Here is a 14,831-nt window from a genome sequence, read left to right as displayed (position 1 = left end):
GTCGAAGGCCAAACCGATATCGGCGCCCGTCTCGCGGACGTAGGCCTGCAGGTCCACCAGGTTGGCCGGGTCGAGCGGGTTGGCCTCGTGATTGGGGAACGAGCCGTCGAGCTCGAAGTACAACGGCAGCAACGTGATCGAGTCGATCGCCCCGAGCACCGCGGGCGCGGTGAGGCCGGCCATGCCGTTGCCCGCGTCCACCGCCACCCGCAGGGGGCGCAGCCCCGAGGTGCTGACCAGCGAGCGCAGAAACTTCCCGTAGTCGTCCAGCACGTCGCGGTCGCTCACGGTTCCGGGCTGTCCGTCATAGCGCTCGACCCCGGCGATCACGGACTCGCTGACGGTGCGCAGGCCGCTGTCGGCGCCGACCGGCTTCGCGGCCGCCCGGCACAACTTGATGCCGTTGTAGGCCGCCGGGTTGTGGCTCGCGGTGAACATCGCGCCCGGGCAGTCCAGCAATCCGGAGGCGAAGTAGAGCTGATCCGTGGAGGCGAGACCGATGCGGACCACGTCCAGGCCCTGGCCCGTCACACCGGAAGCGAAGGCCGCGGCCAGCGTGGGCGAACTGTCCCGCATGTCGTAACCGATCACCACCTGCCGGGCGCCCTCGTCGCGCATCAGCTCGGCGAACGCCGCGCCCAAGGCGGTGACCAGCGGCTCGTCGAGTTCTTCGCCGACCAACCCCCGCACGTCGTAAGCCTTGACGACGCGGTGCACGGTCGCGGCGAGCCGAGACATGCGGGGGCCTCCTGACGCCTTGAAAGGGTTCGCGTTCCTTCGCCTCTTGGCCGTCAGCCTATCGGCCCCAGGGAAACACGGGCCGCAGCGGTGCGCGGGGGCCGCGCGCCACACCCGAACGGCTAGTCCTTGGGGTCGGGCAACACCCGCAGGTGTCCGCGGCGCCGGCCCGACCGATGCTCGGGTGGCGCCAGCACACTGCTGCTTGGCGCGGTGGCCCCGCCGTGATGAATGTGCGGGTCCGCGAAGCCGTTCAGGGGCGTGCCGGTGCCGCCATAGGGCACGGCGCGCTCGACCTGGCCGCCTTCGCGCACCGCGTCGGCGAGGGCGACCAGGTCGTCCTCGTCGGGGTGCGTGGGCTCAGCATGCAGGGGACCGGCGTGGCGCACGAGATCCCATCCGCGGGGTGCGGTGATCCGGCCGGCATGGCCGACGCACAGGTCCCACGAATGCGGCTCCCGCGCGGTCGCGAGTGGCCCCACCACTGCCGTCGAGTCCGAGTAGACGAACGTCAAGGTCGCCACGGCGTAGTGCGGACACCCGGGCCGGCAACAGCGACGGGGAACGTTCACGAGCGAAAGGCTATCGTGCGCAAACGCCGGTGAAGCGCCGGACACGCGCAACCGGCGGGCCCCCGATGTTCAACCGTTACCATCGGCGCGTGGGCGATTCGCGCAGCTTCCCGCGGAGGGATCGGCCCCAGGGCCGATTCGCTTCCCACCGGTCCTCCCGCCGGGGCCGCGATGTGCGCGGCCCGCTGCTGCCGCCGACGGTGCCCGGGTGGCGCAGCCGGGCCGAGCGATTCGACATGGCGGTGCTGGAGGCCTACGAACCCATCGAGCGGAATTGGCAGGCGCGCCTCGCCGATCTCGACGTGGCGGTCGACGAGATTCCCCGCATCGCGGCCAAGGATCCCGACAGCGTGCAGTGGCCGCCGGAGGTCATCGCCGACGGGCCGATCCCGCTGGCGCGATTGATCCCGGCCGGTGTCGACGTCCGCGGCAACGCCACGCGGGCGCGAATCGTTCTGTTCCGCAAGCCGATTGAGCGACGGGCCAAGGACACCGTCGAGCTCGGTGATTTGTTGCACGAAATATTGGTGGCCCAGGTGGCCATCTACCTCGACGTGGAGCCGTCGATCATCGACCCGACGATCGACGACGAATGATGTTGCGGCGCGGCGTCAGATGATGCCGCGCTTGAGGCGGCGGCGCTCGCGCTCGGAGAGCCCGCCCCAAATGCCGAAGCGCTCGTCGTGCTCCAGGGCGTACTCCAGGCACTCGTGGCGTACCTCGCACCCCAGGCAGATCTTCTTGGCCTCGCGGGTGGAGCCGCCCTTCTCCGGGAAGAACGCCTCGGGATCGGTTTGGGCGCACAACGCCCGGTCCTGCCACTGGTCCGCGACGGGGGCCGGCATCGGCTCGGGTTCGAATGCGACTGGCGCATCAGGAACCACGGTCAAGTGCGGCCGGGCCGGTCGGACCGGCGCCGAGACGATGGGGGTGTGCGGCGTGCTCGCCATGACTCCTCGAAGATGTTCGTAAGACATACGGTCGTCCGCCTCCTCAGTTTGATTGAGAGAGTGAGTGGTTCCCACTATTTCTGATGTGTACAGACAATTCGAACAAGTGATCGAATCTCGGTCTGCGACACCGGAACCGGCCGGCCAACCGGGAAATGACACTGTTGTGATTAGACACGGGTTGACCAGCCGGGTCAAGCATTACGGCGCATTTCCATACCATCTCGTGACCGAATTACGGCGTTTCCGTTGTTTTGCGCATTCGGCGTGTCGATCACACCGACCACGACTACGCTTAAGGGCCGCGTAACGGCCCCGCCACCGCAAGGTCGCCGGGCAGTACTGTCGTCCACGTGAAGGTCACCGTTCTGGTCGGTGGGGTTGGCGGCGCCCGATTCCTGCTGGGGATTCAACAGCTGCTCGGGCTCGGTCAGTTCGGAACGCAACAGCACCCAGAAGCGGGAACCGGCAACCACGAACTTAACGCAATCGTCAACATCGGCGACGACGCTTGGATTCATGGACTGCGGGTCTGCCCGGATTTGGACACCTGCATGTACACCTTAGGTGGAGGGGTAGACCCGGAGCGCGGGTGGGGTCACCGCGACGAAACCTGGCACGCCAAAGAGGAATTGGCGCGCTACGGCGTGCAGCCGGACTGGTTCGGGCTCGGCGACCGGGATATCGCCACCCACCTGGTGCGCACCCAGATGCTCAACGCCGGCTACCCGCTGTCACAGATCACCACCGCGCTGTGCGACCGCTGGCAACCCGGTGCTCGATTGCTGCCGGCGAGCGACGACCGCTGCGAGACGCACGCTGTGATCACCGATCCCGACGACGGCACCCGCCGCGCGATCCACTTCCAGGAGTGGTGGGTGCGCTACCGGGCCGAGGTGCCCACGCACAGCTTCGCCTTCGTCGGCGCCGAAAAGGCCACCGCCACAAGTGAAGCGGTGGCCGCCATCGCCGACGCCGACGCCATCCTGCTGGCGCCGTCGAACCCGGTGGTCAGCGTCGGCGCCATCCTTGCGGTCCCCGGGATTCGCGCGGCGTTGCGCTCGGCGACCGCCCCGGTCGTCGGCTACTCCCCGATCATCGGTGGAAAACCCTTGCGCGGCATGGCCGATGCGTGCCTGTCGGTGATCGGGGTGGAATCCACCGCGGAGGCGGTCGGCCGGCACTACGGGGCGCGCGGCGGCACCGGGATACTGGACTGCTGGCTGGTGCACGAGGGCGATCACGCCGACATCGACGGCGTCGCGGTGACCGCCGTGCCGCTGTTGATGACCGACCCCAAGGCGACGGCCGAGATGGTGCGGGCCGGTCTCGAGCTCGCGGGCGTCACCCCATGACCGAACACGGCGCCGCCGCGGCGATCGAGATCCTGCCCGTGACCGGGCTTCCCGAGTTCCGGCCCGGCGACGACCTGAGCGCGGCGCTGGCCTCGGCCGCGCCCTGGCTGCGCGACCGCGACGTCGTCGTGGTGACCAGCAAGGTGGTGTCCAAGTGCGAGGGCCGGCTGGTGCCTGCCCCGCAGGACGCCGAGCAGCGCGACGAACTGCGGCGCAAGCTCGTCGACGACGAGGCCGTGCGGGTGCTGGCGCGCAAGGGCCGCACCCTGATCACCGAGAACCGCATCGGCCTCATCCAGGCCGCCGCGGGCGTGGACGGATCCAACGTGGGCCGCGACGAACTCGCGCTGCTGCCGGTCGACCCCGACGCCAGCGCCGCGGCGCTGCGGGCCGGGCTGCGCGAGCGGCTGGGCGTCGACGCGGCGGTGGTCATCACCGACACGATGGGCCGCGCCTGGCGCAACGGCCAGATCGACGCCGCGGTGGGCTCGTCGGGTCTGGCTGTGCTGCACGGGTATTCGGGGGCCGTCGACCGGCACGGCAACGAGCTGGTGGTCACCGAGATCGCGGTCGCCGACGAGGTCGCGGCCGCGGCCGATCTGGTGAAGGGCAAGCTGACCGCCATGCCGGTCGCCGTGGTGCGCGGCCTCACGGTGGCCGACGACGGCTCGACGGCCCGGCAGCTGTTGCGGCCCGGCGAGGAGGACCTGTTCTGGCTCGGCACCGCCGAGGCCCTCGACATGGGGCGCCGGCAGGCCCAGCTGCTGCGCCGGTCCGTGCGCCGGTTCAGCGCCGAGCCCGTCGCGCCCGTGCTGATCGAAGACGCCGTTGCCGAAGCCCTCACCGCCCCGGCCCCGCACCACACCCGCCCGGTCCGGTTCGTCTGGTTGCGGACTCCCGACGTCCGGCTGCGGCTGCTGGACCGGATGAAGGACAAGTGGCGCTCCGACCTCGCCGGCGACGGCCGGCCCGCCGACTCGGTGGAACGCCGGGTGGCGCGGGGCCAGATCCTCTACGACGCACCCGAGGTCGTCATCCCGATGCTGGCTCTCGACGGCGCGCACACCTACCCCGACGCCGCCCGCACCGAGGCCGAGCACACCATGTTCACCGTCGCCGTCGGGGCGGCCGTGCAGGCCCTGCTCGTCGCCCTGGCCGTGCGGGGGGTGGGCAGCTGCTGGATCGGCTCGACCATCTTCGCCCCCGACCTGGTGCGCGCCGAACTCGAATTGCCCGCCGATTGGGAGCCGTTGGGCGCAATCGCGATCGGTTACCCCGAGGAACCCGCCGGCCCGCGCGACGCCGCGGACGCCGGGGATTTGTTGATCCGCAAGTGATACTGGCCCCATGAGATTCGCGGGCAAGGCGGCGGCGTCCGCCGACAAGGCCCGCGGCGGCTACTACACGCCCGCGCCCGTGGCCCGGTTCCTGGCCGGCTGGGTTCGCGAAGCCGGACCGCGCATCGTCGAACCCTCCTGCGGCGACGGTGCCATCCTGCGCGAGCTGGCCGCCCTCGGCGGACGGCCCCGCGGCGTCGAACTCGTCGGCGAGGAGGCGGCCAAGGCAAGGCAATTCGCGCCCGTCGACGCCGCGAACCTGTTCGGCTGGCTCGCCACCACCGAACCCGGCGCCTGGGACGGCGTCGCCGGGAACCCGCCCTACATCCGGTTCGGCAACTGGGCGGCCGAGCAGCGCGAGCCCGCGCTGGAACTGATGAGGCGCGCGGGCCTGCGGCCCAGCCGCCTGACCAACGCCTGGGTCCCCTTCGTGGTGGCGAGCTCGATCTTGGTGCGCGACGGCGGCCGGGTGGGACTGGTGCTGCCGGCCGAATTGCTTCAGGTCACCTACGCCGCGCAGCTGCGCGAGTTCCTGCTGAGCCGGTTCAGCGACATCACCCTGGTGACGTTCGAGCGCTTGGTGTTCGACGGCATCCTGCAGGAGGTCGTGCTGTTCTGCGGGGTCGCCGGCGCCGGGCCGGCCCGCATCCGCACCCTGCACCTCACCGACGCCGACGCGCTCGCGCGCGCGGCCCTGGACGTCGACTGGGCTCCCGCGCTGCTGCACGAGAACGAGAAGTGGACCAAATACTTTCTGCGCCCTGACGCGATCCGGGCGCTGCGAACGCTCAAGGGATCGGCGGCCATGACCCGCCTCGGCTCGGTCGCCGACGTGGACGTCGGCATCGTCACGGGCCGCAACAGCTTCTTCACGTTCACCGACGCGCAGGCCCGCGAACTCGCGCTGCTGCCCCACTGCGTGCCGCTCGTCTCGCGCAGCGCGCAGCTATCCGGGCTGTTCTACGACACCGACTGCCGGGCAGGCGATGTCGCGGCCGGGCGTCGGACCTGGCTGCTCGACGCGCCGCGCGAGCCGGACGACCCCGCGCTGATCGCACACATCCGGGCCGGTGAGTCCGCCGGCGTGCACCGGGGCTACAAATGCTCGATCCGCAAGCCGTGGTGGAGCACTCCGTCGCCGTGGGTCCCGGATCTGTTCCTGCTGCGACAGATTCACCTGGCGCCGCGGCTGACCGTCAACGCCGCCGACGCGACGAGCACCGACACCGTGCACCGGGTCCGGCTCTCCCCCGGCGTCGAGGCGGCCGCGCTGGCCACCGCCTTCCACAACAGCGTGACGTTCGCCTTCGCCGAGATCATCGGCCGCAGTTACGGCGGGGGGATCTTGGAGCTGGAACCCCGCGAGGCCGAGCAGCTGCCCATTCCCCCACCGGCGCTGGCCGGCCCGGGGCTGGCCGGCGACGTCGACCTGCTGTTGAAGGCCAACGAGATCGACAAGGCGCTGGACCTCGTCGACCGCCACGTCCTGATCGACCGCCTGGGTCTGCAACCCGAGGTGGTGGCGCGGTGCCGCGCGGCATGGGCCTCGCTGCGGGATCGCCGGAAGCGGCGGGGCGCCCGGTGAGCGTCCGGGAGTCGGCTATCGCGCTGCTGTCCGACTGGCAGGCGCCCGACGCCGGGCAGGATTCGTTGCGCCACGCGGTGCTTGCCTTCGTGCTCGCCCGTCCCGACGCGTGCCGCCGCGAGTGCGTGCCCGGCCACGTCACGGCGTCGGCGCTGGTGGTCGACCACACCGGCGACCGCGTGCTGCTGACGTTGCATCCGCGGCTGGGCCGCTGGGTGCAGCTGGGCGGCCACTGCGACGATGACGACCGCGACATCGCCGCCGCCGCCCTGCGCGAGGCCACCGAGGAGTCCGGCGTCGACGGCCTGCGCATCGAACCCCGGCTGGCCGCGGTGCACGTCCACCCGGTCACCTGCTCGCTGGGCGTGCCCACCCGCCACCTGGATCTGCAGTTCGTGGCGCACGCGCCGGCCGGCGCGCGAATCGCGATCAGCGACGAGTCGGATGACCTGCGGTGGTGGCCGGCCGACGCCCTGCCGGACGGGACCGACCACGCGCTGGCGTATTTGGTCGCGCGCGCTCGGGGCACCACCCGGTCGCGCGGGTCACGCTAGCGTGACCGACGGCGCCGGGCGCCACGCTGGCGTGACGCTCGGCGGAAGAGGGCGTGCGCCTTAGACGTCGCTCGAGTAGCGGATCCCGCCGTCGGGAATCGCAACGCCGGGCCAGACCCGGGCGCCGCGCAGCAGCTCGCAGCGCGCGCCGATGTCGGCGCCGTCGCCGATCACGCCGTCGCGGATCAGCGCCCGCGGGCCGATGCGCGCGCCGAAGCCGATGATCGAGCGCTCGATCACGCTGCCGGCCTCGACCTTGACGCCGTCGAAGATCACCGCGCCGTCCAGCCGCACGCCGGGCCCGATCTCGGCGCCCCGCCCGACGACGGTGCCGCCGACCAGCACCGCGCCCGGCGACACCGCCGCGCCGTCGTGCACCAGCTGCTCGCCGCGGTGGCCGTGCAGCGCGGGTGACGGCGCGATGCCGCGCACCAGGTCCGCCGAGCCGCGCACGAAGTCCTCCGGTGTGCCCATGTCCCGCCAGTAGGTGGCGTCGACGTAGCCGCAGACCTTGACGTCCGGGTCCTTGAGCAGGGCCGGGAACACCTCGCGTTCGACCGACACCTCGCGGCCCCGCGGGATCCGGTCGATGATGCCGCGGGCGAACACGTAAGTGCCCGCGTTGATCTGGTCGGTCGGCGGGTCCTGCGTCTTCTCCACGAAGGCGGTGACCCGGCCGTTCTCGTCGGTGGTGACGCAGCCGAAGGCCCGGGGGTCGCCCACCCGCACCAGGTGCAGCGTGACGTCGGACTGCTGGGCCCGGTGGAAGTCGATGATCTGGTTGAGGTCCGAGCCCGAGAGCACGTCGCCGTTGAACACCAGCACGGTGTCGTGGCGCAGGTGGCCGGCGACGTTGGCGATGCCGCCGCCGGTCCCCAGGGGGCTGTCCTCGGTGACGTATTCGATCTGCAGGCCCAGCTTGGATCCGTCGCCGAACTCCGCCTCGAACACCGCGGCCTGGTACGAGGTGCTCAGGATGACGTGCTCGATGCCCGCTGCGGCGATCCTCGACAGGAGGTGGGTCAGGAACGGCAGACCGGCGGTGGGCAGCATCGGCTTGGGCGCCGAGAGCGTCAGCGGCCGCAGCCGGGTGCCCTTGCCGCCGACCAGAATCACCGCATCGACTTGCGGGTTAGCCATTTGCGCGCCGCCCTTCCGCCAGTTTCCGTCTCCGATCCCGCAGCGCGCCGCGCACCATCAGGCGGGACCGCAACGCCAACGAGCCCCGCAGCACCCAGCGCAGCGGCGCCCGCCACCACCCCGCGTGCCGGTCGGCCAGGAACAGGTAGGTGCTCTCGTGATGCGCGGCCAGGTGGCTCGCCGGGTCGTCCCCGGTGGAGTGGCCCTTGTGGTGCAACACCTCGGCCGACGGCACGTAGACGCTCAGCCAGCCGGCCCGGCCGAGCCGGTCCCCGAGGTCGACGTCTTCCATATACATGAAGTAGCGCTCGTCGAACCCGCCGACCTGGGCGAAGGCGGACCGACGGACCAGCAGACAAGACCCGGACAACCAGCCCACCGGGCGTTCGGTGGGCTCCAGCCGCTCCTGCCGGTAGGCCGCCGACCACGGGTTGCGCTTCCAGACCGGGCCGACGACCGCGTGCATGCCGCCGCGGACCAGGCTGGGCAGGTGCCGCGCCGACGGGTACACCGAGCCGTCCGGGTCGCGAATCAGCGGGCCGAGTGCGCCGGCGCGCGGCCAGCGGGTCGCGGCGTCCAGCAGGGCGTCGATGCTGCCCGGACCCCATTGCACGTCCGGGTTTGCCACGATCACCCAGTCGTCGCCCGGGTCGAGTTGTTCGACCGCCCGGTTCACCGCGGTGCCGTACCCGAGGTTGGCCCCGGTGTGGAACAGCCGAACGTTCGGGTAGCGCTCGACGGCGGCCTCCGGCGTCCCGTCGGTGGAGCCGTTGTCGGCCATCAGCACGCACACGGGCCGCTCGGTGGCCAGCGACAGCGAGGCCAGGAAGCGCTCGAGGTGTGGGCCCGGTGAGTAGGTCACCGTCACGACCGGCAGGACGTCAGTCACGCGTCGAGGGTAACGGTCGGTCGGCGGCCGCGAGCGCCGCGACAAGCGCGGGGCGCCAGGGCCGTAACGGCCGCAGGCCCGCCGCGGCGGACTCGCGGCCCGACAGCGCGGAGTAGGCCGGGCGCGGCGCGGGCCTGGGAAACTCGGCGGTGCTGACCGGCCGGACGCGCTCGGGGTCGGCGCCGCATGCCTCGAAAATCGCGCGGGTCTGCTCGAAGCGGGACACCGCGCCCTCGTTGGCGGCGTGCAGGATCGGCCCGGGCACGCCGTCGTCGGCGATCTGCAGTAGCGCCTCCGCCAGGTCGCCCACGTAGGTGGGCGACCCGACCTGGTCGTCGACCACGTTGACCGGGCCGTCCCCGGCGGCCAGCCGGCGCATGACGGCGACGAAGTCCTTGCCGTCGGCGCCGGTGTAGACCCAGGCGGTGCGGACGATGACGGCCTCGGGAAGCGCCGCCAGCACGGCCTGCTCCCCGGCGAGCTTGCTGCGCCCGTAGACCCCCGACGGCGCGGTCCGGTCGCTGGGCTCATACGGGCGCGGGTCGGCGCCGTCGAAGTCCCCGTTGAAGACGTAGTCGGTGGAGACGTGGATGAACCGGGCGCCGACGCGCGCGCAGGCGCGGGCGATGTTCTCCGGTCCGGTGGAGTTGACGGCGTAGGCGCCGGCCTCGTCGCTCTCGGCGCCGTCGACGTCGGTGTACGCCGCGCAGTTGATCACCACGTCGCCACCGCGGACGATCCGCTCGGCGGCGGCGGGGTCGGTGATGTCCCACTCCGACGACGTGAGGGCCAGCACGTCACGGCCCTGACCGGCCGCGAGCGAGCGCAAGTAGCGGCCCAGTTGGCCCCCGGCACCGGCGATCACGATCCTGCTCGACATGGTTTGAGTTTGGCATGCGCGCAAAAGCGCGGGCGACGGCCGGGGCGCGCGGGGGTTCGCTACCCGCGAAGCGTCTGTGTCGCAAGTAACCTAGTGGGATGCCTGTGCAACGTGTGGTTCGTGTGATTGCCACTGCGCTCACGCTCGTTGTCGTCCTCGGCACCGGGCTGGCGTGGAGCAACGTCCGCTCCTTCGAGGACGGCATCTTCCACATGTCCGCACCCTCGCTCGGCAAGGGCGGCGACGACGGCGCGATCGACATCCTGCTGGTCGGCCTCGACAGCCGCACCGACGCCCACGGCAACCCGCTGTCGCAGGAGGAACTGGCCACCCTGCGCGCCGGCGACGAGGAAGCGACCAACACCGACACGATCATCCTGATCCGGATCCCCAACAACGGGAAGTCGGCGACCGCCATCTCGATCCCCCGCGACTCCTACGTCGCGGCCCCCGGCCTGGGCAAGACGAAGATCAACGGCGTCTACGGCCAGACCCGCGAGGCCAAGCGCACCAGCCTGGTCAAGGCCGGCGACTCGGCCGAGGACGCCGCCGCGCAGGGCACCGAGGCCGGGCGCGAAGCGCTGATCAAGACCGTCGCCGACCTCACCGGCGTCACCGTGGACCACTACGCCGAGATCGGCCTGCTCGGGTTCTCGTTGATCACCGACGCGCTCGGCGGCGTGGACGTCTGCCTCAAAGAGCCGGTGTTCGAACCGCTTTCGGGTGCCGACTTCCCGGCCGGCCCGCAGCGGCTGGACGGGCCGGAGGCGCTGAGCTTCGTCCGCCAGCGGCACGAGCTGCCGCGCGGCGACCTGGACCGGGTGGTGCGCCAGCAGGTGGTGATGGCCTCGCTGGCCCACCGGGTCATCTCCGGCAAGACGCTGTCCAGCCCCACCACGGTCAAGAGGCTCGAGGCGGCCGTGCAGCGCTCGGTGGTGATCTCGTCGGGTTGGGACGTCATGGACTTCGTGCAGCAGATGCAGAAACTGGCCGGTGGCAATGTCGCGTTCGCCACCATCCCGGTGCTCGACGGCGCCGGCTGGAGCGACGACGGCATGCAGAGCGTGGTGCGGGTGGATCCGCACCAGGTCGCCGACTGGGTCAGCGGGCTGCTGCACGACCAGGAGCAGGGCAAGACCGAGGAGATCGCCTACACCCCGGCGAAGACCACCGCCAGCGTGGTCAACGACACCGACATCAACGGGCTGGCGTCGGCGGTGTCGCAGGTGTTGACGTCCAAGGGATTTGGTGCGGGCACGGTTGGCAACAACGATGGCGGCCACGTCAAGGGCAGCCAGGTGCGGGCCGCCAAGACCGACGACGTGGGCGCCCAGGAGGTGTCCAAGGAGCTGGGCGGGTTGCCGGTGGTCGCTGATCCGTCCCTGGCACCGGGCTCGGTTCGGGTGGTGCTGGGCAACGACTACAGCGGCCCCGGTTCGGGCCTGTCCGGCACCGGGACGGTGATGCCCGCCCGGGTGTCCAACGTCGGTTCGGTGGCGGCGGACCCCAACGTCCCGGCGCCCTCGCCGATCCTGACCGCCGGTTCCGACAAGCCCGAGTGCATCAACTGAGCACGCTTTCCGGCGCCATCCTGGACCCGATGCTGCGGGCCGATCCGGTCGGCCCGCGCATCACCTATTACGACGACGCCACCGGCGAGCGCATCGAGTTGTCCGCGGTCACGCTGGCCAACTGGGCGGCCAAGACCGGCAACCTGTTGCGCGACGAGCTGGGCGCCGGGCCGGGCAGCCGGGTCGCGATCCTGCTGCCGGCGCACTGGCAGACCGCGGCCGTGTTGTTCGGCGTGTGGTGGATCGGCGCCGAGGCGGTGCTCGAACCGGGCGCGGCGGACCTCGCACTGTGCACCGCCGGGCGGCTGGACGAGGCGGACTCGATGGCCGGTGAGGTGGCGGTGCTGTCGCTGGACCCGTTCGGTCGTCCGGCCGCGGACCTCCCGATCGGCGTCACCGACTACGCCACCGCCGTGCGCGTGCACGGCGACCAAATCGTCGCCGAACGCCATCCCGGCCCGGCGCTGGCCGGCCGGTCCGTCGACGAGGTGCTGGCCGACTGCCAAAGCTCTGCCGCCGCAAGGGAATTGACCGCCAAGGACCGGGTGCTTTCCACCGCCGCGTGGCCAGGCCCCCGGGAACTGGTGGACGGCCTGTTGGCGATCCTGGCCGTCGGCGCGTCGCTGGTGCAGGTCGCCCATCCCGACCCGTCGGCGCTGGCGCGCCGGATCGAGACCGAGAAGGTCACCCGGGTGCTCTAGGGACGCGCGATTCATATTGATATCGCTATATTTCAATGTTAACGTCGAGCGAGCGTCGGTTGACGCGGCGACGACAAGGAGGTCCGGGCAATGGCGGGGTACGCGCTCTTGGCAAAGGCGGCATCGACTGTGGTCACCGGCCTCGTCGGCGTGACGGCTTACGAGGTGGTGCGCAAGGCCGTGGCCAAGGCGCCGCTGCACGAGACCGCGGTGTCGGCGGCGGAGCTCGGGCTGCGCGGAACCCGCAAGGCCGAGGAGGCCGCCGAGTCGGCCCGGCTCAAGATCGCCGACGTCATGGCAGAAGCCCGCGAGCGCATCGGCGAGGAAGCGCCCACCCCGGCCGTCGCCGACGTCCACCAGCACGACCACTGACCCCCGTTTACATGGCGCTCGCCACCGCCCTCGAGCCGGTCCGCTCGAAAGACCCTGCGCTGCAGGTTATTTCGGATGCGGCCGGGCGCATGCGGGTTTCCGTCGACTGGCTGCGGTGCGACTCCCGGCGCGCGGTGGCGGTCGAGGAGGCCGTCGCCAAGGAGGACGGCGTGCGTGTGGTGCACGCCTACCCGCGCACCGGATCGGTCGTCGTCTGGTACTCGCCCCGGCGGTGTGACCGCGCCGCGGTGCTGGCGGCGATTGCCTCCGCCGCGCACGTCGCCGCCGAGCTGATCCCGGCCCGCGCTCCGCATTCGTCGGAGATCCGCAATACCGACGTGCTGCGGATGGTCATCGGCGGCGCGGCGCTGGCCCTGCTCGGCGTGCGCCGCTACGTGTTCGCCCGGCCACCGCTGTTGGGCCCGAACGGCCGGATCCTGGCCACCGGCGTCACCATCTTCACCGGCTACCCGTTCCTGCGCGGGGCGCTGCGCTCGTTGCGCTCGGGCCGGGCCGGCACCGACGCCCTGGTGTCGGCCGCGACGGTGGCGAGCCTGGTGCTGCGCGAGAACGTGGTGGCGCTCACCGTGCTGTGGCTGCTCAACATCGGTGAGTACCTGCAGGACCTGACTTTGCGCCGCACCCGGCGGGCGATCTCGGAGCTGCTGCGCGGCAGCCAGGACACGGCCTGGATCCGGCTCGCCGACGGGGCCGAGGTCCAGGTCCCCATCGATACAGTGGAGATCGGCGACGAGGTGATCATTCACGACCACGTCGCGATCCCGGTCGACGGCGAGGTCGTCGACGGCGAGGCGATCGTCAACCAGTCCGCGATCACCGGTGAGAACCTGCCCGTTTCGGTCGCAGTGGGCGCGCACGTGCACGCCGGGTCGGTCGTGGTGCGCGGGCGCCTCGTGGTGCGGGCCGAGGCCGTCGGCAACCAGACGGCGATCGGACGCATCATCACCCGCGTCGAGGAGGCGCAGCACGACCGGGCGCCCATCCAGACCGTCGGCGAAAACTTCTCCCGCCGTTTCGTTCCCACCTCGTTCATCGTCTCGGCGCTCACCCTGGCGGTCACCGGGGACGTGCGCCGCGCGATGACCATGCTGCTGATCGCCTGCCCCTGCGCGGTGGGCCTGTCCACCCCGACGGCCATCAGCGCCGCGATCGGCAACGGCGCGCGCCGCGGCATCCTGATCAAGGGCGGATCGCACCTCGAGCAGGCCGGCCGGGTGGACGCGATCGTGTTCGACAAGACCGGCACGCTGACCGTCGGCCGTCCGGTGGTCACCAACATCATTGCGTTGCACAAGGATTGGGAGCCCGAGCAGGTGCTGGCCTACGCGGCCAGCTCGGAGATCCACTCCCGCCATCCACTGGCCGAGGCGGTGATCCGCTCGACCGAGGAGCGCCACATCACCATCCCGCCGCACGAGGAGTGCGAGGTCCTGGTCGGCCTGGGCATGCGCACCTGGGCCGACGGCCGCACCCTGCTGCTCGGCAGCCCCGGCCTGCTGCGCGCCGAGAAGGTGCGGGTGTCGAAGAAGGCCTCGGAGTGGGTGGACAGGCTGCGGCGCCAGGCCGAGACCCCGCTGTTGCTCGCGGTCGACGGCAAGCTGGTGGGCTTGATCAGCCTGCGCGACGAGGTGCGCACCGAAGCGGTCGAGGTGCTTAAACAGTTGCGGGACAATGGGATTCGCCGCATCGTCATGCTCACCGGCGACCATCCCGACATCGCCCAGGTGGTCGCCGAGGAACTGGGGATCGACGAGTGGCGCGCCGAGGTGATGCCGGAGGACAAGCTCGAGGTGGTGCGCGGCCTGCAGAACGACGGCTACGTGGTCGGCATGGTCGGTGACGGCATCAACGACGCCCCGGCACTGGCGGCGGCCGACATCGGGATCGCGATGGGCCTGGCCGGAACGGACGTCGCGGTGGAGACCGCCGATGTGGCGCTGGCCAACGACGACCTGCATCGCCTGCTCGACGTCCGGGATCTGGGCGCCCGGGCCGTCGACGTCATCCGGGAGAACTACGGCATGTCGATCGCGGTCAACGCCGCCGGGCTGATCATCGGCGCGGGCGGCGCGCTGTCCCCCGTGCTGGCCGCGATCCTGCACAACGCGTCGTCGGTCGCGGTGGTGGCCAACAGCTCCCGGCTGATCCGGTACCGGCTCGACTAGC

General features: G+C 71.3%; 14 protein-coding genes and 1 pseudogene. 9 read left to right on the top strand and 6 right to left on the bottom strand.

The window, feature by feature from the left end:
* Nucleotides 1–738: pseudogene (gene manB, locus A9X05_RS02695) on the bottom strand (phosphomannomutase/phosphoglucomutase); the annotation flags it as partial.
* 122 nt (nt 739–860) lie between these two features.
* Nucleotides 861–1,310: a DUF3499 domain-containing protein gene (locus A9X05_RS02690; protein ID WP_197498888.1), complete on the bottom strand. Its 450-nt coding sequence runs from the start codon at nt 1,308–1,310 to the stop codon at nt 861–863.
* A gap of 173 nt (nt 1,311–1,483) precedes the next feature.
* On the opposite strand from A9X05_RS02690, the gene A9X05_RS02685 reads away from it, so the two are divergent.
* The gene (locus tag A9X05_RS02685; RefSeq protein WP_067758997.1) at nt 1,484–1,906 is read left to right on the top strand and encodes a metallopeptidase family protein; all 423 of its coding nucleotides are present in this window, start codon (nt 1,484–1,486) and stop codon (nt 1,904–1,906) included.
* A gap of 15 nt (nt 1,907–1,921) precedes the next feature.
* Here A9X05_RS02685 and A9X05_RS02680 read toward each other — a convergent pair whose 3' ends face one another.
* Nucleotides 1,922–2,260 carry a WhiB family transcriptional regulator gene (locus tag A9X05_RS02680; RefSeq protein ID WP_007168083.1) on the bottom strand — a complete coding sequence of 113 codons (339 nt, stop codon included), beginning with the start codon at nt 2,258–2,260 and terminating at the stop codon, nt 1,922–1,924.
* A gap of 353 nt (nt 2,261–2,613) precedes the next feature.
* Between A9X05_RS02680 and cofD the strand changes: the two genes are divergently transcribed.
* The 4 genes from cofD to A9X05_RS02660 are packed head-to-tail and all read left to right on the top strand — an operon-like array spanning nt 2,614 to nt 7,091.
* Complete coding sequence (cofD, locus tag A9X05_RS02675) at nt 2,614–3,615, top strand: 2-phospho-L-lactate transferase (RefSeq protein WP_067779036.1); 1,002 nt, start codon at nt 2,614–2,616, stop codon at nt 3,613–3,615.
* The gene (locus A9X05_RS02670) at nt 3,612–4,952 is read left to right on the top strand and encodes a coenzyme F420-0:L-glutamate ligase (RefSeq protein WP_067779033.1); all 1,341 of its coding nucleotides are present in this window, start codon (nt 3,612–3,614) and stop codon (nt 4,950–4,952) included. Before cofD ends, A9X05_RS02670 begins: the two co-directional genes overlap by 4 nt.
* Before the next feature lie 10 nt (nt 4,953–4,962).
* A complete protein-coding gene (locus tag A9X05_RS02665; protein WP_067758991.1) occupies nt 4,963–6,537 on the top strand; it encodes a class I SAM-dependent methyltransferase in 1,575 nt (524 codons plus the stop codon).
* A complete protein-coding gene (locus tag A9X05_RS02660; RefSeq protein WP_197498887.1) occupies nt 6,534–7,091 on the top strand; it encodes an NUDIX hydrolase in 558 nt (185 codons plus the stop codon). Before A9X05_RS02665 ends, A9X05_RS02660 begins: the two co-directional genes overlap by 4 nt.
* Before the next feature lie 60 nt (nt 7,092–7,151).
* On the opposite strand, the gene A9X05_RS02655 is transcribed toward A9X05_RS02660, so the two are convergent.
* From A9X05_RS02655 to rfbD, 3 genes are read right to left on the bottom strand one after another with little or no spacing between them, the layout of a single operon-like run.
* The gene (locus A9X05_RS02655; protein ID WP_067758988.1) at nt 7,152–8,231 is read right to left on the bottom strand and encodes a sugar phosphate nucleotidyltransferase; all 1,080 of its coding nucleotides are present in this window, start codon (nt 8,229–8,231) and stop codon (nt 7,152–7,154) included.
* Nucleotides 8,224–9,120 carry a glycosyltransferase family 2 protein gene (locus tag A9X05_RS02650; RefSeq protein ID WP_067758985.1) on the bottom strand — a complete coding sequence of 299 codons (897 nt, stop codon included), beginning with the start codon at nt 9,118–9,120 and terminating at the stop codon, nt 8,224–8,226. Before A9X05_RS02650 ends, A9X05_RS02655 begins: the two co-directional genes overlap by 8 nt.
* Entirely contained in the window at nt 9,113–10,000 is an 888-nt protein-coding gene (gene rfbD / locus A9X05_RS02645; RefSeq protein ID WP_067758982.1) for a dTDP-4-dehydrorhamnose reductase, read from the bottom strand. The genes A9X05_RS02650 and rfbD overlap by 8 nt, the downstream gene beginning before the upstream one ends.
* 98 nt (nt 10,001–10,098) lie before the next feature.
* On the opposite strand from rfbD, the gene A9X05_RS02640 reads away from it, so the two are divergent.
* From A9X05_RS02640 to ctpC, 4 genes are all read left to right on the top strand, one after another.
* A complete protein-coding gene (locus A9X05_RS02640) occupies nt 10,099–11,571 on the top strand; it encodes an LCP family protein (protein ID WP_067758979.1) in 1,473 nt (490 codons plus the stop codon).
* A complete protein-coding gene (locus tag A9X05_RS02635; RefSeq protein WP_197498886.1) occupies nt 11,559–12,272 on the top strand; it encodes a TIGR03089 family protein in 714 nt (237 codons plus the stop codon). Before A9X05_RS02640 ends, A9X05_RS02635 begins: the two co-directional genes overlap by 13 nt.
* 90 nt (nt 12,273–12,362) lie before the next feature.
* Nucleotides 12,363–12,644: a DUF1490 family protein gene (locus A9X05_RS02630; protein ID WP_066949897.1), complete on the top strand. Its 282-nt coding sequence runs from the start codon at nt 12,363–12,365 to the stop codon at nt 12,642–12,644.
* An 11-nt stretch (nt 12,645–12,655) separates the two neighbouring features.
* Entirely contained in the window at nt 12,656–14,830 is a 2,175-nt protein-coding gene (ctpC, locus tag A9X05_RS02625) for a manganese-exporting P-type ATPase CtpC (protein WP_067758976.1), read from the top strand.
* Nucleotide 14,831 lies beyond the last annotated feature (1 nt).

The organism is Mycobacterium sp. E3298, from assembly GCF_001666895.1.
Classification (GTDB): Bacteria; Actinomycetota; Actinomycetes; order Mycobacteriales; family Mycobacteriaceae; genus Mycobacterium.
Note: the sequence above shows the minus strand (reverse complement) of the source record. Positions and strands in the feature narration are given on the sequence as shown.